The 18,074-nt window shown below is 52.7% G+C and carries 16 protein-coding genes and 3 pseudogenes; 6 read left to right on the top strand and 13 right to left on the bottom strand.

Annotated elements, in window-relative coordinates; all coding sequences use genetic code 11:
- Position 1: 1 nt before the first annotated feature.
- Positions 2–973 carry a glyoxylate/hydroxypyruvate reductase GhrB gene (gene ghrB, locus FN082_RS13150; protein WP_139538300.1) on the top strand — a complete coding sequence of 324 codons (972 nt, stop codon included), beginning with the start codon at positions 2–4 and terminating at the stop codon, positions 971–973.
- A 49-nt stretch (positions 974–1,022) separates the two neighbouring features.
- On the opposite strand, the gene FN082_RS13145 is transcribed toward ghrB, so the two are convergent.
- On the bottom strand, positions 1,023–1,733 hold the full coding sequence (locus FN082_RS13145; RefSeq protein WP_139538301.1) for a DUF3053 domain-containing protein: 711 nt from the start codon (positions 1,731–1,733) through the stop codon (positions 1,023–1,025).
- Between the two features lie 441 nt (positions 1,734–2,174).
- On the opposite strand from FN082_RS13145, the gene FN082_RS13140 reads away from it, so the two are divergent.
- The 3 genes from FN082_RS13140 to cspE all read left to right on the top strand — a co-directional run bounded on the left by FN082_RS13140 (position 2,175) and on the right by cspE (position 4,525).
- A complete protein-coding gene (locus FN082_RS13140) occupies positions 2,175–3,533 on the top strand; it encodes an MFS transporter (protein WP_142981733.1) in 1,359 nt (452 codons plus the stop codon).
- A gap of 235 nt (positions 3,534–3,768) precedes the next feature.
- The gene (locus FN082_RS13135; protein WP_139538303.1) at positions 3,769–4,059 is read left to right on the top strand and encodes an HTH-type transcriptional regulator; all 291 of its coding nucleotides are present in this window, start codon (positions 3,769–3,771) and stop codon (positions 4,057–4,059) included.
- A gap of 253 nt (positions 4,060–4,312) precedes the next feature.
- Positions 4,313–4,525 carry a transcription antiterminator/RNA stability regulator CspE gene (cspE, locus tag FN082_RS13130; RefSeq protein ID WP_000014594.1) on the top strand — a complete coding sequence of 71 codons (213 nt, stop codon included), beginning with the start codon at positions 4,313–4,315 and terminating at the stop codon, positions 4,523–4,525.
- A gap of 49 nt (positions 4,526–4,574) precedes the next feature.
- On the opposite strand, the gene yidD is transcribed toward cspE, so the two are convergent.
- From yidD to FN082_RS13085, 9 genes and pseudogenes are all read right to left on the bottom strand, one after another.
- On the bottom strand, positions 4,575–4,964 hold the full coding sequence (gene yidD, locus FN082_RS13125) for a membrane protein insertion efficiency factor YidD (protein ID WP_139538304.1): 390 nt from the start codon (positions 4,962–4,964) through the stop codon (positions 4,575–4,577).
- 101 nt (positions 4,965–5,065) lie between these two features.
- Positions 5,066–6,685, bottom strand: a complete 1,620-nt coding sequence (locus tag FN082_RS13120; protein WP_139538305.1) for an ATP-binding cassette domain-containing protein — start codon at positions 6,683–6,685, stop codon at positions 5,066–5,068.
- Positions 6,686–6,987: 302 nt separating this feature from the next.
- A pseudogene (locus FN082_RS13115) lies at positions 6,988–7,092 on the bottom strand (Hok/Gef family protein); the annotation flags it as partial.
- A gap of 146 nt (positions 7,093–7,238) precedes the next feature.
- Positions 7,239–7,724, bottom strand: coding sequence for a GNAT family N-acetyltransferase (locus FN082_RS13110; protein ID WP_142981729.1), 486 nt, complete (start codon positions 7,722–7,724; stop codon positions 7,239–7,241).
- Positions 7,712–7,978, bottom strand: coding sequence for a type II toxin-antitoxin system TacA family antitoxin (locus FN082_RS13105; protein ID WP_142981727.1), 267 nt, complete (start codon positions 7,976–7,978; stop codon positions 7,712–7,714). Before FN082_RS13105 ends, FN082_RS13110 begins: the two co-directional genes overlap by 13 nt.
- 208 nt (positions 7,979–8,186) lie before the next feature.
- A pseudogene (locus FN082_RS13100) lies at positions 8,187–9,186 on the bottom strand (IS4 family transposase).
- Between the two features lie 117 nt (positions 9,187–9,303).
- Complete coding sequence (gene glyS / locus FN082_RS13095) at positions 9,304–11,373, bottom strand: glycine--tRNA ligase subunit beta (protein WP_142981726.1); 2,070 nt, start codon at positions 11,371–11,373, stop codon at positions 9,304–9,306.
- Between the two features lie 9 nt (positions 11,374–11,382).
- The gene (gene glyQ, locus FN082_RS13090) at positions 11,383–12,294 is read right to left on the bottom strand and encodes a glycine--tRNA ligase subunit alpha (protein ID WP_004126458.1); all 912 of its coding nucleotides are present in this window, start codon (positions 12,292–12,294) and stop codon (positions 11,383–11,385) included.
- 137 nt (positions 12,295–12,431) lie between these two features.
- Positions 12,432–12,737, bottom strand: a complete 306-nt coding sequence (locus FN082_RS13085) for a YsaB family lipoprotein (protein ID WP_139538308.1) — start codon at positions 12,735–12,737, stop codon at positions 12,432–12,434.
- A 180-nt stretch (positions 12,738–12,917) separates the two neighbouring features.
- Between FN082_RS13085 and FN082_RS13080 the strand changes: the two genes are divergently transcribed.
- Positions 12,918–13,913 carry an acyltransferase gene (locus FN082_RS13080; protein WP_142981724.1) on the top strand — a complete coding sequence of 332 codons (996 nt, stop codon included), beginning with the start codon at positions 12,918–12,920 and terminating at the stop codon, positions 13,911–13,913.
- 2 nt (positions 13,914–13,915) lie between these two features.
- Here FN082_RS13080 and yiaB read toward each other — a convergent pair whose 3' ends face one another.
- From yiaB to xylA, 3 genes are all read right to left on the bottom strand, one after another.
- Positions 13,916–14,293 carry an inner membrane protein YiaB gene (yiaB, locus tag FN082_RS13075; RefSeq protein ID WP_142981722.1) on the bottom strand — a complete coding sequence of 126 codons (378 nt, stop codon included), beginning with the start codon at positions 14,291–14,293 and terminating at the stop codon, positions 13,916–13,918.
- A gap of 169 nt (positions 14,294–14,462) precedes the next feature.
- Positions 14,463–15,917: a xylulokinase gene (xylB, locus tag FN082_RS13070; protein ID WP_142981720.1), complete on the bottom strand. Its 1,455-nt coding sequence runs from the start codon at positions 15,915–15,917 to the stop codon at positions 14,463–14,465.
- 96 nt (positions 15,918–16,013) lie between these two features.
- Entirely contained in the window at positions 16,014–17,336 is a 1,323-nt protein-coding gene (xylA, locus tag FN082_RS13065; protein ID WP_139538312.1) for a xylose isomerase, read from the bottom strand.
- A 375-nt stretch (positions 17,337–17,711) separates the two neighbouring features.
- Between xylA and xylF the strand changes: the two are divergent.
- A pseudogene (gene xylF, locus FN082_RS30380) lies at positions 17,712–18,005 on the top strand (D-xylose transporter subunit XylF); the annotation flags it as partial.
- Between the last annotated feature and the right edge of the window lie 69 nt (positions 18,006–18,074).

The following is an 18,074-nucleotide window of genomic DNA, read 5'->3' as shown; positions in this document are numbered from 1 at the left end:
CATGAAGCCGTCAGTTATTCTCTACAAAACGCTTCCCGACGACCTGCAACAACGTCTGGAACAACACTTTACCGTCACTCAGGTCAAAAACCTGAGTCCGGAGACCGTTTCTCAGCACGCCGCCGCGTTTGCTGAAGCGGTAGGTCTGCTGGGTTCCAGCGAAAAAGTCGATACCGCGTTACTGGAGAAAATGCCGAAGCTTCGTGCAACCTCGACCATCTCCGTCGGCTATGACAACTTTGACGTCGATGCGCTGAATGCGCGCAAGGTGCTGCTGATGCATACCCCCACCGTGCTGACTGAAACCGTCGCTGATACGGTGATGGCGCTGGTGTTAAGCACCGCGCGTCGGGTAGTTGAAGTGGCCAACCGCGTGAAGGCGGGAGAGTGGACCAAAAGCATCGGTCCGGACTGGTTTGGTAACGATGTTCACCATAAAACCCTTGGTATCGTCGGCATGGGACGTATCGGGATGGCGCTCGCCCAGCGCGCGCATGCGGGTTTCGGCATGCCGATTCTCTATAACGCTCGCCGCCAGCACCCGCAGGCGGAAGAGCGCTTTAACGCCCGCTATTGCGATCTCGACACCCTGCTGCAGGAAGCGGATTTTGTCTGTCTGATCCTGCCGCTGACCGAAGAAACCCATCACCTGTTTGGTAAAGAGCAGTTTGCCAAAATGAAATCTTCCGCCATCTTTATCAACGCCGGACGCGGTCCGGTGGTTGACGAGAAAGCGTTGATCACCGCTCTGCAGGAAGGTGAAATTTATGCCGCCGGGCTGGATGTGTTTGAGCAAGAGCCGTTGGCAAAAGACTCTCCGCTGCTGAGTCTGCCGAACGTCGTTGCGGTGCCGCACATCGGCTCAGCCACGCATGAAACCCGCTACAACATGGCGGCCTGCGCGGTGGATAACCTGATCGACGCCCTGAACGGCAAGGTAGAGAAGAACTGCGTGAACCCGCAGGTGAAGTGAGAAACAAAAACCGGGCTAAGGTCTGCGCCTTGCCCGGTTTGTCAAACGGTTAGCGAGTCGCGTTAACCGCTGCGGTCCACGCCTGATTAAAGGCCTGGTGCTGAGCGGCCAGCGGCCCAATCAGCGTATTGTACTGGCTGGCCTGCTGCGAAGTCGGGAACTGAATACCGTTCGCCACGAAGCTGACCTGCGCCTCCTGCTGAGCAACAAAATCACCTACCTGCACCAGCTGCTGGGTGAATACCTGTGCGGCTGGAATCAGCGGCTGTAGCGCATTCGCCGGACCGGTCACGACCTTATTATAAACCTGGTCAAAAACCGGCTTCAGATCGTCGCCCTGTTTCAGCGCACCGTGGGCGGCATCCGCCTGCATTTTTGCGTTTTCCAGCTGCTGGCTCAGGACGCCTAACGCGCCGTTTGCCTGACGCAGCGGCTCGCGCTGGGTCACATAATCCTGCGGTACGCGAATCGCGTTCACGCTATCAACCACCGGGCGCAGACCGGCATCCATCGCCTGACTCACCTGCTGTGAATAGCCGTAAATCACCGCGTAGTCGGAAACGAAAGGCCCAAACTGTTTTTTCTGATCGGCGGTCAGCGTCGGCAGACGTTCGCCGCTACGCATTGCCGTATTTTGCAGGAAGTCGATGAACGCTTTACGCTGATCGCCTTCTTTATCAAAACACCCACTCAGGCTAACCACCATTAACAGGGCTGCAATAGCCGCAAACCAGCGAGAGCAGGACTTTCCTGTCGCCATTTTTTTACTCCTTTCAGCCAAAAAAAGCGCAAACAGGCACACACGTGCCAGACGCTGACAAGGATAGTCCAGGTCGGCCTTGCAGGATACCTTTTCCTGACAATCTTCCGCCTTAAAATGCCGGTTATCGCTGTTTTAGCGCGCAATAATATCGTCTGTTAAGTTCATCACAATTACCGCTATCATTCCGCCTTCGGATAATTTATGTAATAAACTGTTTTTATTATCATTAATTCAAACCCATTCCCTTCTGTCCTGCAAAGCGGACGATAATCGCACGCTTACCGGCCAGCCCACATTGCCTGAATCAGCATTCGATGATTTCATTAAATGAGCGATTAACGGCAGTTCGTTCGATAATCGCACAAACAACATCAACGCCCGCGAGGGAGATAATAATAATCTATCTCTGTCCCCCGCTCTGCCTGCCAGGAATGCCGCATGAAGAAAACAACCATCGATATTCAGGCTTTTATCAATGAACATCCCTTCACGAAATACCAGTGGATGATTCTGGCCTTATGTTTTATCACCGTCGCGATGGACGGATTCGATACCGCGATAATCGGCTTTATCGCCTCTGACCTGGTGCAGGAATGGGGCGTCGAAAAATCGGCGTTAGGCCCGGTGATGAGCGCCGCTTTAGTGGGGCTTGCCGTCGGTGCGCTGACAGCCGGACCGCTGGCCGACCGCGTCGGACGTAAGAAAGTCCTGATTATGTCCATTGTAGTTTTCGGCGGCTTCAGCTTGATGACCGCCTTTGCCACCAGCCTCAATCAACTGACGCTGCTGCGTTTTTTAACCGGTCTTGGGCTGGGTGCCGCCATGCCGAACGCCGCGACGCTAATGAGTGAATATGCCCCCGAGCGCCGTCGGGCGCTGATGGTCAACCTGATGTTCGTCGGCTTTCCGATGGGCTCGTCGCTGGGCGGGTTTCTCTCCGCGTGGATGATTCCCCACTACGGCTGGCAAAGCGTGCTGGTGCTTGGTGGCGTGATGCCGCTGCTACTGGCTGTGGTGCTGATCTTTCTGCTGCCGGAATCAGCGCGATATATGGTGATCAAAAAGCAGCCCGCTCAGCGCATTGCCGCTATCCTGCGCCGTATTGCTCCGGTTCCCGAACAAGTGGAGTTTGAGCTACGCGAAGCAGGACAAGTAAAAGAGAAATCGGCCATCGGGGTGATTTTTTCACCGCGCTACGCCATCGGCACCGTTATGCTCTGCCTGACCTACTTTATGGGCCTGCTGATCTTCTATTTACTGACCAGTTGGCTACCACTGCTGATTCGCGAAACTGGCGCAACCATGAGCCAGGCCTCGATCATTACCGCGCTGTTCCCGTTAGGTGGTGGTATTGGCGTCCTGATCCTCGGCGCGCTGATGGATAAAATCAACCCGAACAAAGTTGTCGCCGTCGGCTGGCTGCTGACCGGGATATTCGTTTGTCTGGTCGGTTTCTCAACCCATAACCTGCTGCTGATGGGCGTGATGGTGTTTATCGCGGGCAGCATTATGAACGGCGCGCAATCCTCTATGCCTGCGCTGGCAGCCGGATTCTACCCGACTCAGGGTCGCGCGACCGGTGTTGCCTGGATGTTAGGTATTGGGCGTTTTGGCGGCATTCTCGGCGCATTTAGCGGTGCATTCTTAATGCAGGCCCAGCTCTCTTTTGAAACGATATTCTCCTTGCTGGCGATTCCGGCGTTTCTGTCCGCCATCGCGCTGTTGGTTAAATATAAACTGGGACAGCGGCAACCGATGGCTTCACAAGGTGAAGTGGAAAAAATGCAAAAAGCGTAATCTTCAGGCCAGCTACAACATGCTGGCCTTTTCTGTTTTTTTTCTTAACTGTTTACAATAATTTTCTGTTCCACCAGTCCTGATATTAATCATCACCTTATCCCGCTCAAAAAGCCCCCAAAGAAACCACGTCGGCAAATAATCACCTGAGCAACAATTCTTCGATTTTTTTCCGACTATTCTTAAGAGGCTCTACAAAATTCACCCTCCGCCGTATGCAAGAGAGGAGTTCTCAATGGAATATAAAGATCCTGCATTTGAACTACTGAGCAACCTGGAACAAATTATTTTTAAAGATCAGGCTCAGGCGGCCACCCTGACGCGTAAGCCCGCCGCATTCAGTGAATTTGAACAGCTACGCAGAGGCACCGGGCTGAAGATAGATGATTTCGCCAATGCCATGGGTGTCAGCGTAGCAATGGTAAAAGAGTGGGAATCAAGACGCGTAAAACCCTCGATCACTGAGCTAAAACTGATGCGTCTGATACAGGCGAATCCACAGCTTTCAAGACAGCTCATTGACTGATGATTTTGAGTACGGCCAGCGGTCCTGTTCAGGACCGTTTTTATGCCGCGGAAAAAAAAGTTTGCTATCACTCCGTGAAAATGCGTTAATGCTCGCAGGTTTGATGTAAAGACCACAGAGCATTCGAATAGAGCAGTCCTTCAAAGGTTATCCGTTGATACCCCGGTAGTGAACTTTCCCTTTATCGCTTCAAATCTGTAGTCCAGACCGTAACGCCGCAAGGCTCATTTATTTTTTTTAAAGGTAATTCACTATGTCCGGTAAAATGACTGGTATCGTAAAATGGTTCAACGCTGACAAAGGCTTCGGCTTCATCACTCCTGACGATGGCTCTAAAGACGTGTTCGTACACTTCTCTGCTATCCAGAACGATGGCTACAAATCCCTGGACGAAGGTCAGAAAGTTTCCTTCACCATCGAAAGCGGCGCTAAAGGCCCGGCAGCTGGTAACGTAACCAGCCTGTAAGCTTAAAAAGCTCAGAATTCTAAAGTCCCTGCCAAACGGCGGGGATTTTTTATTTGCGATAACCGTTGAATCTCAGAGAAGCACAGTCGCAGGGGCAGCCAAAATCCGGCAACGGAATCTCCGGCAGCGAATCCGGTACCAGATGAGTACAGCACTGACCGTCACAACCCGAAACATCGCAATGACTACGCCGTTTCTTACGTTTCAAATCATCTTTAGGTTTTTGCTTTTGCAAAGCTTCAGCGGCTAACCGGCAGTCAGCAAAACGCTGACGAATCTCTTTCCGCCCGCCAATCACACCTTTTCGTTGGATAATCTCTTTTACTGCCCCGGAGCATCCCTGCGTATGATGTAAAACACCATAGGCGCAGCGATACCCTTTGCGCGGCGAGATAACGCGCTGATAAAAAACGATCAATTTTAAAATGAGGTTATTCATATCGGCCTTTTCTGCCGAGTGAGGCACTAGCGCTAATAATAACCTTTCTCTTTATCAGACTAATATAAATGGATTCCCAAAGCGCTGGCCCTTGCATTGACTCAAAGCACGCTGGCGTACCAGCCAGATTCTCGCCACTCCAGGCAATGCGTTAGCCCTAAGTTCTGCAGGAATGTCTCATCATGCGACACCACCAGCATTGCGCCGGGAAACGCGCCTAATGCTTTTTCAATCGCTTGAGTCGATGCCAGATCGAGATGATTAGTAGGCTCATCTAATAGCAATAACTGCGTAGCGTCCCGTCGCCAGAGCACGCAGGCCAGCGCCGCCTTCAGTCTTTCGCCTCCGCTCAGGGCCGATAACGGTAAGTGGACTTTGTCCGCAGCCAGCTGAAGCTGCGCCAGCTGGCTGCGCAGCACACCTTCTTCCAGTGGAGTATCGCCGAGATTCAGGTGCACCATCACCGACAGCGACAGGTCCAACTGGGTCAGATGTTGATCCAGATACGCCGCGTTAACCGATAAGCGACAGCTCCCCGACAGCGGAGGCTCCAGGCCCAGCAACGTTTTAAGCAACGTGGTCTTACCGCAGCCGTTGGGGCCACGTAGCGCAACACGCATCGCCCCATCAAGGCGCCAGCTCAATGGTGCCATATCCGTATGCGCCAGCTGTAACGCCTCCAGTTCCAGCACCTGTTTTCCCATCGCAACCTGGCTACCAGGCAACGTGAACATTACCGGGCTATCCTCTTCCACCCGCTCCCGCGCCTGCACTACCGCATCGTTGAGTACACGACTTTGTTCACGATGCTGACGCTTAAGGGCGCCAGGACGCTCCTTTGCGGCCCCTTTGTAAGCAACCCGCTCGAATGAAGCGATGTTTAGCGTATCGACAGTGCGCAGCGTCTGTGCGGAACGCCGCTGGCAGGCATCGTGCTCTTTGTGCATTCGAGCACGAGTGCGGCGTCGTTCAGTAACGGCATGCTCAAGAGCGGCGCGGGCAGCCTGCTGCTCCACATCTCGCTGCTGCTGATAATCCGCATAGTTGCCGCCATAGCTGCGCAGAGCCGCAGGCGTCAGTTCAAGAATACGCGGCATTAACGCCAACAATTCCCGGTCATGGCTGGCAATCAGCGCCCCACCGCGCCACTGCTCAAGCTGTTCATAGAGCCACTGGCGGCCCTGGCGATCGAGATGGTTAGTAGGCTCGTCAAGCAGAAGAAAATCTACGCTGGAGAGAAATATCCCGATGAGCTGCGCCTTCACCCGTTCGCCACCACTCAGCGAAGAGGCCAGCCGTTCGGGGGAAAACTCACCTAAACCAGCTGCCATAAATCCTGTGTACAAACGATCGGGAAGGTTCCAATAACCATCAAGATGTTCAAGATCGTCAGCACGCCCTTCGCCTCGCTCAAGGCGATCCAGAGCAGAAAAAATGGAACCGAAGCCCAACAATTCCGCCAGCGTCATATCTGGGGTAATCACTAACTGCTGCGCAACATAACCGACTGAAGCGATAGGCTCAATGTGGCCACTGGACGGCGACTCCAGGCCTGCCAGCAAACGCAGTAACCGGGTTTTGCCGACGCCATTGCGCCCAACAAGGCCGCAGGGGGAACCTTCCAGCGATAAATTAAGCGGACCAAAAAGCGTATCTCCCGTCGCAAACTGACAGGTGACCTGATGCAAAATAAAAGAGGGGGACTGGGCACAATAAGCCATAAGCACTCCTGAATGAAATCAATACTTCCCCTGCTCGCAAATAGCGCTCAGCAAGGCGTGAAATTCATCAGTCGTGTTTGTTCATTTGGCGTGTGCTCTCCGGTAAGACGAGGGGTTCATCGGGACATAGGATAGCCACATCGCGGCAGGGATTTCAAGTCTGTTTTATTAAACGATCGTGCAAAAAGAAAAAGGCCTCCTGATATCAGGAGGCAAATTATTTATTTGATGAGAAATGAAAGGGTGCATTGAGAATACTCAACACCAAAAGAAGGATGGGGATAATTCCCCACCAGACACTCTTACTGTTTAATTTCACAGGCCAAGAACGCCACCAGCTCAATATTTCCTTGCCTGAGTTGTAATTCACATAGCGAATCACGAACCATCCAGGTGAATAATAAAATATATCCGTCATACTTCAATTTGCACGTGCGTTGGCGGCCCTCGCTCACCCCAGTCACTTACTTCAGTAAGCTCCTGGGGTTCTCTCACTTGCCGCCTTCTTGCAAATCGAATTAAGTAGCGGTATGGCCGTATTGGTCTTCATCTTCTATTGAGGGAGTTTCAGGAACAATGTCCGCTGCTGAGTTTGCGATTGTTTAAAACCATGATGGATATAGAAATTTTTGGCTTCTTCCGTAAGCGCGTGAACCATGATTGCACGAACACCAATATTCTCGGCTACCCGATGGCAACGAAGCACTGCGTCGTGCAATAAATCAGCACCAAGCCCTTTTCCACGGAATGAGACATCGACAGCCAGACGGGCCAATATAATGACCGGAATGGGATCTGGCATGTTACGCCGAAGGCTGCCTGTCGCTTCTGTATGGTTGACGCTCCCGGTGGCAAGAGAGTAAAAGCCTGCTATTTGTTTGGTGTCCTTCTTACAAACCACAAACGTTCGGGCCGCTCCGAGAGACTGATTTTTGAGGCCCCTCTGTTTTAACCAGTCATCGAGTACGGCTTCACCGCAGACAAACTCCGCCACCCGATGAAAAACGGATAAAGGTTCCGGTGCTGTTACACGTCCCACTGCGGTTTCCTTGCCAGCAGTTTTTCGATAGCGGGATCATCTGACACCGGTGCATCAATCATATCGATGAACTCTGCATATTGCTCATCGTTAAAATTGAAGACGCGGCGGTCGAGGATAACATCTTCGGCAGCCTTACAGGCCATTTCCAGAATGAAATCTGTACGTGATTTGTGAAGGATAGCCGCAGCAGCATCAATAAGTGCTCGCTGGGATTCTTTGGCCCTAAGGTTGAGTTGAACATCTGATTTCATGAAACACCTCCGTATAGCATTTGCTTTACAGAGTAGCACAATGACAATGTATAGCAAACGCTACACATCAAGTTATCGTCATTAAGATTTTAAAATGATGATGTCCGCTTTGTGCCAGAGCGGAAGTTGGGAGGGCCTATAACCTCTTTATTTAATTCTGGATTATGTCTAGCGTTTGATAAAAAAGCTGCCCGCAGGCTAATGCTGGTCACTTAAGGTGACCAGCAACCTTTTTATCCGGATATTTTTTGCATTTTGTCCTTACCTCTCGCGGGTAACTTCGTTCCCGTCTTAACGGCAACACACAGTGCTTCGCCTGCTCGTAAAACCTTTTCAGTTCTCCCGGGACGGTTCCCGGTGAGGCCCACGGCCGCGTTATCAGTAACCGCATCATCTCCGTTATTGCACTGCTAAAACTCAACTGGTACGGCAGATAATCTCCTTTCAGATGGAACGCCATCCTGACCATCTGATAGCGCACCAGATTATAGGTCAGCAGCACGCCCCACAGCTCCTGCCGCACCATTTCCGGTAACCTGCTGCGCAGTGTCCACCTATTGCACAGAAGTCCCTGCTTTGCCTCCCGGTATCCCAGCTCAATTTCCCACCGGTGCCGGTATAACTCAGCTACATCGGCTCCTGGATAACGGCAGTCATCTGTCAGTGAGGTCAGTATCTGCCGCTCCACGCCGTCTATTTTTCTTGTCACCAGCCGCGCTGTGATTTCCTCCGGCAGCCCTGCCCATTGTTTTTTCGCCTGCGGCGTCGTTCTGATTCTGACCAGGCTGTCCTGTCGCCCCAGTTTATGGATAACCTCATACTGCACATTCTTTTTCAGCGGCAGCAGCCAGTGCCGGTTTTCACCTGCATTCTGCCAGTGGTGCAGCAGTCCGGAGTTCCCTGACAGCATTTTCACCCAGCGTCTTGCGACGCTGAATGACGGAGCTTCTGGCGGTAAACGGTGAGCCGGAGCTGTCCACGATATCCATCAGATTAACAATTTCAGTCAGCGGGCGGTTGCAGAAAACGGACATGCCGACGACAAGCCATATCATTGACTCAAGGGGCAGTTTACGTTTGCGCAGGGTGACGGTGTCGGAGAGGGTCAGTGCCTGACGGATAAGGTCTTCAGGAATGAGGTCGGCAAGATTGCGGGCCTGCTCAGGAGAGGCGAGATTGATGATGCCGAGGGCTTGTGGGAGTTCCATTAAAAAGGGTCCATGCAAAGACATGAACCCTTTTTACACCAGCCTGCGGATCGGTCAACCGATCCTTAAACGATCGGCATTAGCCCTGAGGCAGGTTTTTTATTATTACCGATTCGCTTACTGCAGCAGAGAAATATCCGCTACCTGCAGGAACAGATCGCGCAGCTTAGACAGCAGCGTCAGGCGGTTTACGCGCACGTTCTGATCTTCAGCGTTAACCATCACGTTCTCGAAGAACTCATCTACCGGCTCGCGCAGAGAGGCCAGCTCAATCAGAGCTTCCTGATAACGGCCCTCGGCGAAATACGGCTGCAGCTTATCGCGCAGCACGACTAAATGGCCGGCCAGCTTGATCTCTGCCGCGTCTTTCAGCACAGAAGCATGAACAATATCGTTCAACGTCATGTCTGATTTCGCCAGAATGTTGGAGACACGCTTGTTTGCTGCCGCCAGCGCAGCAGACTCTTCAAGGGTACGGAAGTGCGAAACCGCCTTCATACGCGCATCGAAGTCTGCTGGACGGGTCGGACGACGCGCCAGTACTGCCTGGATGGTGTCAACGGTGTAACCTTCGTCCTGGTACCAGGCGCGGAAACGACCGAGCATGAAGTCGATCACTTCATCAACCACTTTGGCATTGGTCAGCTTGTCGCCGTACAGACGTACCGCTTCTTCGGTCAGCGTTTGCAGATCAAGATTGAGGTTCTTCTCAACGATGATGCGCAGCACGCCCAGCGCGGCACGGCGCAGCGCAAACGGGTCTTTATCACCTTTAGGATGCTGGCCGATACCGAAGATCCCCGCCAGGGTGTCCATCTTATCAGCAATCGCAACGGCGCAGGCGACCGGGTTGGACGGCAGGTCATCACCGGCAAAGCGTGGTTGATACTGCTCGTTCAGCGCGACAGCCACATCTTCCGCTTCGCCGTCATGACGCGCGTAGTGCATGCCCATCACGCCCTGGGTGTCGGTGAACTCGAAGACCATATTGGTCATCAGGTCGCACTTAGACAACAGGCCCGCGCGGGTAGCGTGGTTCACATCAGCGCCAATCTGCTCGGCGATCCAGCCCGCCAGCGCCTGAATACGGTCGGTCTTGTCGCGCAGCGTGCCCAGTTGTTGCTGGAACAGCACGGTTTGCAGACGCGGCAGATGGTCTTCCAGGCGTTTTTTACGGTCTGTATTAAAGAAGAATTCGGCATCCGCCAGACGTGGGCGCACAACCTTCTCGTTACCGGAAATAATCTGAATCGGATCTTTCGACTCGATATTCGCCACGAAGATGAAGTTCGGCAGCAGTTTGCCGTCGTTCGCGTAAACCGGGAAGTACTTCTGGTCGCCCTTCATGGTGTAAACCAGCGCTTCAGCCGGTACCGCAAGGAATTTCTCTTCGAACTTCGCCGTCAGTACCACCGGCCATTCCACCAGTGAGGTAACTTCTTCCAGCAGGCTTTCGCTCAGGTCGGCATTACCGCCAATCTTGCGCGCCGCTTCTTCCGCGTCAGCTTTGATTTTGGCTTTACGTTGTTCGTAATCGGCAATGACTTTACCGCGCTCCAGCAGGATCTGTGGGTACTGATCGGCATTGTCGATGGTGAACTCCGGCTCGCCCATAAAGCGGTGACCGCGAATGATACGATCGGACTGCACTCCCAGGATGGTTGCCGGAATGACTTTGTCACCCAGTAGCAGAGTCACGGTGTGAACCGGACGCACGAAGTGTACGTCAGACGCGCCCCAGCGCATCAGCTTAGGAATTGGCAGTTTTGCCAGCGAGGCGGCAATCATGTTCGGCAGCAGCGCTTCGGTGCTTTCGCCCTTCACGTGCGCGCGATACAGCAGCCATTCGCCTTTATCGGTCAACAGACGTTCAGCCTGATCGACGGTGATACCGCAGCCGCGCGCCCAACCTTCGGCTGCCTTGCTTGGTTTACCTTCCGCGTCGAACGCCTGGGCAATCGCCGGGCCGCGTTTTTCGACTTCACGATCGGCTTGCGCAGCCGCAAGATTCGCCACTTTCAGCGCCAGACGGCGCGGCGCGGCAAACCATTCAACGTTACCGTGTGCGAGACCAGCGTTATCCAGCTCCGCGGTCACGTTCGCAGCAAAGGATTCCGCCAGGCTGCGCAGTGCTTTTGGTGGCAGCTCTTCAGTGCCGATTTCCACCAGGAAAGTTTTCTCAGACATGGCCGCCTCTTATTTATTCTTGTTGCACATCGGGAAGCCAAGGGCTTCACGGGAAGCATAGTAAGCTTCAGCCACAGCTTTGGTCAGGGTGCGAATGCGCAGAATATAGCGCTGGCGCTCGGTGACGGAGATGGCTTTACGCGCGTCCAGCAGGTTAAAGCTATGGGCGGCTTTCAGAATACGCTCGTAGGCAGGCAACGGCAGCGGGTTTTCCAGCGCCAACAGCTGCTGGGCTTCTTTCTCATACTGCTCGAAGCAGGAGAACAGGAAGTCAACGTCCGCGTATTCGAAGTTGTAGGTGGATTGCTCCACTTCGTTCTGATGGAACACGTCGCCGTAGGTGGTTTTACCCAGCGGGCCATCACTCCAGACCAGATCGTATACGCTGTCCACGCCCTGGATATACATCGCCAGACGCTCCAGGCCGTAGGTGATTTCACCCGTTACAGGCTTACACTCCAGACCGCCAACCTGCTGGAAGTAGGTGAACTGCGTGACTTCCATACCGTTCAGCCACACTTCCCAGCCCAAACCCCAGGCGCCCAATGTCGGGTTTTCCCAGTTGTCTTCAACGAAACGAATGTCGTGGATGGTCGGATCCATACCCAGCTCTTTCAGAGACCCAAGGTACAGCTCCTGGATGTTATCCGGGGAAGGTTTAATCACTACCTGGAACTGATAGTAGTGCTGTAAACGGTTCGGGTTTTCACCGTAGCGCCCGTCGGTCGGACGACGAGAAGGCTGCACGTAGGCAGTTGCCATCGGCTCCGGGCCCAACGCGCGTAGGCAGGTCATGGGATGAGAGGTGCCTGCGCCGACTTCCATGTCCAGTGGTTGAACAATGGTGCAGCCCTGGCGAGCCCAGTAATCCTGTAAGGTCAGGATCAGGCCCTGGAAGGTCCTGGTATCAAACTTTTGCATATGATTTCGTGCTGGATACGTGTGGATTTAAAGGAAGGAGCCAGTATACCCGCTGGCTGCGAGATATACAGTATGAAACCGGATTGTTTAGGGAAAATTGCGGAAATTAGCGCCATCACGTAGCACCAGAGCCGCATTTAGCGCATAGAAAGATGTAAAAACTGCCCGTCCGGGTCAAAAGAACAGATAAAGCGTTCATTCCGCGAAGTCATCCCCGAAAGCTCGTAGCTTCCCTGGAACTGCTCGAAATGACTGACATCAACCTGCCGCACGCCTGTACCGTAACGCACTGCGGCATTATCCTTGCAAAGCTGCTCCATATTAAGGGTGGTCTGCGGCGTTATCCGCGCTTTCTGCGCCTTCTGCACTGGCTGAGGCGGCGTCTCGCTACAGCCCGCCAGCAGGCACAGCAGCAGTCCAGAAAACACATATTTCATCACCATTTTTTCTCGACCGCCTTGTTAGCAAATTGTTATCGTGCAGGTTACGTAAAATAACCGGCCCATTGTGCGAATTGAGCCACAACTCGACAAGTCTATGGCGAAAAACTCGGATTATTCCACTGCGACACGGGTGAATAAGCACAGTCAGACCCTATTTGAGAAGGGTAAACTGAGGTACTAATGCAGGAAAAAATAAACTGGATTACCAATTTACGCGCGATTGCCTGCCTGATGGTGGTCATGATTCATAGCACGACCTGGTATATCACCCATCCGCACACTATCAGCCTGCTGGAGTGGGATTTGGCAAATATCCTTAACTCCGCATCCCGCGTCAGCGTACCGCTGTTTTTTATGATTTCAGGCTACCTGTTTTTCGGTGAGCGCAGCGCACAGCCCCGACATTTTCTGCGTATCGCGCTGTGCATCCTCTTTTACAGCGCGCTGTCGCTGCTTTATATCATTCTGTTTACCCACATCAACGTTGAGCTGTCGCTGAAGAATTTGCTGCAAAAACCGGTTTTCTACCATCTGTGGTTTTTCTTCGCTATCGTCGTCATTTACCTGCTTTCACCGTTGATCCAGGTTAAACAAGTGAGCGGCAAGATGCTGCTGGTTCTGATGCTGGTAATTGGCATTATGGCGAATCCCAATATGGTGGCAGTAAAAGCGGGGGGGATAGAGTGGCTGCCGGTTAATCTCTATATCAACGGCGATACGTTCTACTATGTGATATATGGCGTGCTGGGACGAGCAATCGGCATGATGGATACCGATAAAAAATGGCTGACTCCGCTTTGTGCCACGCTTTTCATCGCCGGTGTATGGGTGATATCACGCGGGACGCTGCACGAATTGCGCTGGCGCGGCGACTTTGGCGATACCTGGTATTTATACTGTGGTCCGGCAGTTTTTGTCTGCGCGATAGCCCTGCTGACGCTGGCAAAAAATACGCTCAATACGCGCCAGGTACCGCTTCTTACGCCGATCTCACGCCATTCATTGGGGATATACGGTTTTCATGCGCTGATCATCCATGCGCTGCGCGCCAGCGGGCTGGAGCTAACCCGCTGGCCGCTATTGGATATTGCCTGGATATTCAGCGCGGCGCTGCTGGGGAGTTTACTGCTATCAGTTCTGGTTCAGCGATTTGACTCTCGCCGCTTAGTGAGCTGAATTTACTCAATGGGTTCTTGCTGTGTTTCGCGCGTCGGTACGGTTTTGCATGGAACTGCTGACGCGCCATAAATGCAAACAAACCATGCCACCACGTAGATTGCCTTCTCATTCCAGGCGGCAGGCACAAACATGGCTCCAACCATTAATAAACCAATTGATAGCAGAAGTATCAGGCGACATAGTGAAGCAAAACCATCGTCATTTTTGCGTTCTTCTCGCATCGTACGCTGATGGGCCAACATGGCGAACATGCCCATGACCAGAACACCGAGGAAATAGCCTTTACCGCTAAATAACGGACAGGTACGCCAGATACCCACCAGATAAATCAGCGCCCCAATGGCCATTAACAGCCTTGGAATAATATTATTTCTCATAGGGCCTCCCTGGCAAAAAAACAGCCCTCATTATGTACTGATGAAACGTGATTATCGGTACTTTTCGCATCTGAAACGACAAATTCGGAATATATAAATGCACGTAACAAATGAATAAATCAGGATATATTCAAAGAATGGATTCGCCCCATCAACCGGGGCGAATTTATCAGGACATCAACGGTAAAAGCTGTTGATATATCTGCCGGAAAGTTTCCCGGCGGGGAGCGTAGCAGGCAAAACGTTCAGCATTCGGACGATGAGCTTGTTCCAGGGGCAGCTGCGGGAGCAAGTCGGAGAATGTGACATTTTTATGCAGCGCCAGCTGAGCCAGTCTCGCCGCGCCTAGCGCCGGCCCGACATCGCCGCCGGTACGGAAATCAAGCTGCTGACCGCTAATATCCGCCAGCATTTGACGCCAGTACGCGCTACGCGCGCCGCCGCCAATCAGCGTCACGCTCTCTGGCTTAACGCCGCAGGCGTGAACCACATCCATGCCATCCGCCAGAGCGTAACCGACGCCCTCCAACACCGCTCGAGCCAGTTCGGCCGGGCCATGCTGATGAGTCAGGCCGAAAAAGACGCCTTTCGCCTGCGGATTATTGTGCGGTGTACGTTCACCAGACAGATAAGGCAGGAACCACACCGGATCGGCATTGTCATTCGCTGATTCCGCCGCCGCAATCAACGCAGGAACCGTACCGAGACCGGTTAATTTCGCAGCCCAATCGAGGCAGGAGGCTGCACTCAGCATCACCGACATCAGATGCCAGCGTCCAGGCAGCGCGTGGCAGAAACTGTGAACGGCGCTTTCCGGCTTGCTAAGAAAACCGTCGCTGACGGCAAAGTAGACGCCCGAGGTCCCCAGGGACAGCATTGCCTGACCGGCATCCGCCATACCAACGCCAACCGCTCCCGCCGCGTTGTCTCCGCCACCGGCCACCACCAGCGCTTGCGGCATATTCCACGACTGCGCAACGGCAGGGCGTAGCGAACCCGTCACTTCACAGCCCTCAAACAGCGCGGGCATGTTATCGCGGCTCAGCCCGCAGGCAGCGAGCATCTCGTCGCTCCAGTCACGCTTAGCCACGTCCATCCACATGGTACCCGCAGCATCGGACATATCGCTGGCAAACTCACCGGTCATGCGTAAACGCAGATAATCTTTCGGCAGCAGGACTTTATCGACCTGGCTAAAGACCTCAGGCTCGTGATATTGCACCCACAACAGCTTCGGCGCGGTAAATCCCGGCATCATCAGGTTGCCGGTTATCTGCCGCGAGCGGCTGACTTTTTCTTCCAGTAGCGCGCACTCTTCGCCACAGCGACCGTCATTCCATAAAATCGCCGGACGCAGGACGCGCTGATGTTTATCCAGCAGCGTCGCACCGTGCATTTGTCCGGCAATGCCTAATGCTTTCACTTCGCGCAGAGAGTGCTGCGCGCCCAGCGCTTTCATCGCGCTATCCGTCGCCAGCCACCAGTGCTCAGGGTCTTGTTCAGACCATAATGGATGCGGACGCGACACGTTGAGCTTTTCGGTATGCGAAGCCACGACCTCGCCCTGCTCGTTGAGCAGAATGGCCTTGACGCCCGAAGTGCCCAGATCAATCCCGATATACATACAGCCTCTCCTTACTGACGCGCCACGACTAAGCGTGGCGCGAATAGAGCATCGGTTAAAGCGAATGCCCGGACCCGCCGGGCATCATAGCCATCATTAGTTATCAAAGAGGTAACGGTTAACCACGTTTTCCAACAGCTCCTGATGGCCGCTATGATGCTGCGGCGCCAGGTTATGCTGAGTCGCATACTGGGCAATGTCCGCCAGATTCATCTGCCCTTTGAGGATTTGCTGACCCAGTTCGCCATTCCAGCCGGCATAGCGTTTGGCTACGCGTTTATCCAGCTCGCCGCCTTCAACCATGCGGGCTGCCACTTTTAATGCCAGCGCCATGGTGTCCATAGCGCCAATATGACCGTAGAACAGATCGTATTTGTCGGTGCTCTGACGGCGTACTTTGGCATCAAAGTTCAGACCGCCGGTAGTGAAGCCACCCGCTTTAAGGATTTCGTACATCACCAGCGCATTTTCTTCGACGCTGTTCGGGAACTGATCGGTATCCCAACCCAGCTGCGGGTCGCCGCGGTTAGCATCAACGGAACCAAACAGACCCAGAGCGATAGCGGTAGCAATTTCGTGGTGGAAAGTGTGGCCAGCGAGCGTTGCATGGTTTGCTTCGATGTTCAGCTTGATCTCTTTTTCCAGACCAAACTGCTTCAGGAAGCCGTATACGGTAGACGCATCGTAATCGTACTGATGCTTTGTAGGTTCCTGTGGTTTTGGTTCGATCAACAGCGTACCCTGGAAGCCAATTTTGTGTTTGTGCTCAACGACCAGTTGCATAAAGCGGCCAATCTGCTCGCGTTCCTGACGCAGGTCGGTATTCAGCAGGGTTTCATAGCCTTCACGACCGCCCCACAGAACGTAGTTTTCGCCGCCCAGTTTATGGGTCGCATCCATCGCGGTAACCACCTGAGTCGCCGCCCAGCTAAACACTTCCGGATCTGGATTGGTTGCCGCACCGGCACCGTAGCGTGGGTTAGTAAAGCAGTTCGCCGTGCCCCACAGCAGCTTCACGCCGCTCTGCTGCTGTTTTGCCGCCAGCACATCAACCATCTGCGCGAAATTATTGGCATACTCTTTCAGCGATGCCCCTTCAGGAGAGACATCAATATCGTGGAAGCAGTAGTACGGTACATTCAGCTTGTGGAAAAACTCAAAAGCGACATCGGCTTTACGTTTCGCCATTTCCAGCGCTTCACCCGGCTGCTGCCACGGGCGATCAAAGGAACCCACACCAAACATATCGGCACCATTCCAGCAGAAAGTGTGCCAGTAGCAGGCCGCAAAGCGCAGGTGGTCTTCCATCCGTTTGCCCAGAACCAGCTCATCCGGGTTGTAATGACGGAAAGCCAGGGGATTAACAGATTTCGGGCCTTCGTAACGAACGCGATCGAGTTGATCGAAATAGGTCTGCATAATGAACTCCATATTCAGGGATGCGGCGAGTAATAAGTCATAACCCAATATAGAATTCTCGATTTAGTTTCCTCAATTACGTTATTTCACACCGACATTGAGAGAATCCACAAACGTGCGCCAGGTCGCAAAAACAATGCACTAAAAAAACCATTTCGCTGCTTACACCACGAGAGATCAATGAAATACGATGATAATTGATTATTAAAGTACGATCGCGGTCATAAATTAACAAATAAACAAAATTTCATAACCGTAAAATAAGCATAGATAATTGCCAGCACGCCTTTCCACGTTAAAAATCTGCTATGTATCAGGCCGTCTATTTTTATCGTTCGTCATATCCCTGCACTTTACAGAAAAGGTGTTATTATTATGAAGATAAAGAACCTTTGCCTCACGCTCTGCGCCTCACCTCTCCTGACCAGTCTGTCTGATATCGCGAAAGAATTTAAAATAGGCATGGCTATTAATGAATTAAAAACATGATAAACCGCGGCATCGACGTTCTGGTTATTGTTCCCTATAGTGATAATATTATTAAATGGGCATGAATGAAAGTTTACGCTGACGACCATCTGAGCAATAACGCTGGAGCTAATTTTAATACTTATTCAAATAACAAAAAAATTTGGTGAAATACAGTCTCAACACATGGTCGATAAAGTCATCAGGTAACGATTGATTGTCGGGCTGACCAGCGTGCTATGGTACCTAAAAACAGCATGCCAATGGCAG

Source organism: Klebsiella spallanzanii, assembly GCF_902158555.1.
Classification (GTDB): domain Bacteria; phylum Pseudomonadota; class Gammaproteobacteria; order Enterobacterales; family Enterobacteriaceae; genus Klebsiella; species Klebsiella spallanzanii.
This window is presented reverse-complemented; position numbering and strand designations above follow the sequence as displayed.

Bases quoted from the DNA above. Each gene is read 5' to 3' on its own strand.
- FN082_RS13135 (WP_139538303.1), top strand. From the start codon at position 3,769: ATGGAATATAAAGATCCTGCATTTGAACTACTGAGCAACCTGGAACAA.
- glyQ (WP_004126458.1), bottom strand. From the start codon at position 12,294: ATGCAAAAGTTTGATACCAGGACCTTCCAGGGCCTGATCCTGACCTTA.
- FN082_RS13120 (WP_139538305.1), bottom strand. From the start codon at position 6,685: ATGGCTTATTGTGCCCAGTCCCCCTCTTTTATTTTGCATCAGGTCACC.
- cspE (WP_000014594.1), top strand. From the start codon at position 4,313: ATGTCCGGTAAAATGACTGGTATCGTAAAATGGTTCAACGCTGACAAA.
- FN082_RS13105 (WP_142981727.1), bottom strand. From the start codon at position 7,978: ATGAAATCAGATGTTCAACTCAACCTTAGGGCCAAAGAATCCCAGCGA.
- FN082_RS13140 (WP_142981733.1), top strand. From the start codon at position 2,175: ATGAAGAAAACAACCATCGATATTCAGGCTTTTATCAATGAACATCCC.
- FN082_RS13080 (WP_142981724.1), top strand. From the start codon at position 12,918: ATGCAGGAAAAAATAAACTGGATTACCAATTTACGCGCGATTGCCTGC.
- xylB (WP_142981720.1), bottom strand. From the start codon at position 15,917: ATGTATATCGGGATTGATCTGGGCACTTCGGGCGTCAAGGCCATTCTG.
- glyS (WP_142981726.1), bottom strand. From the start codon at position 11,373: ATGTCTGAGAAAACTTTCCTGGTGGAAATCGGCACTGAAGAGCTGCCA.
- yidD (WP_139538304.1), bottom strand. From the start codon at position 4,964: ATGAATAACCTCATTTTAAAATTGATCGTTTTTTATCAGCGCGTTATC.
- ghrB (WP_139538300.1), top strand. From the start codon at position 2: ATGAAGCCGTCAGTTATTCTCTACAAAACGCTTCCCGACGACCTGCAA.
- FN082_RS13145 (WP_139538301.1), bottom strand. From the start codon at position 1,733: ATGGCGACAGGAAAGTCCTGCTCTCGCTGGTTTGCGGCTATTGCAGCC.
- xylA (WP_139538312.1), bottom strand. From the start codon at position 17,336: ATGCAGACCTATTTCGATCAACTCGATCGCGTTCGTTACGAAGGCCCG.
- yiaB (WP_142981722.1), bottom strand. From the start codon at position 14,293: ATGAGAAATAATATTATTCCAAGGCTGTTAATGGCCATTGGGGCGCTG.
- FN082_RS13085 (WP_139538308.1), bottom strand. From the start codon at position 12,737: ATGGTGATGAAATATGTGTTTTCTGGACTGCTGCTGTGCCTGCTGGCG.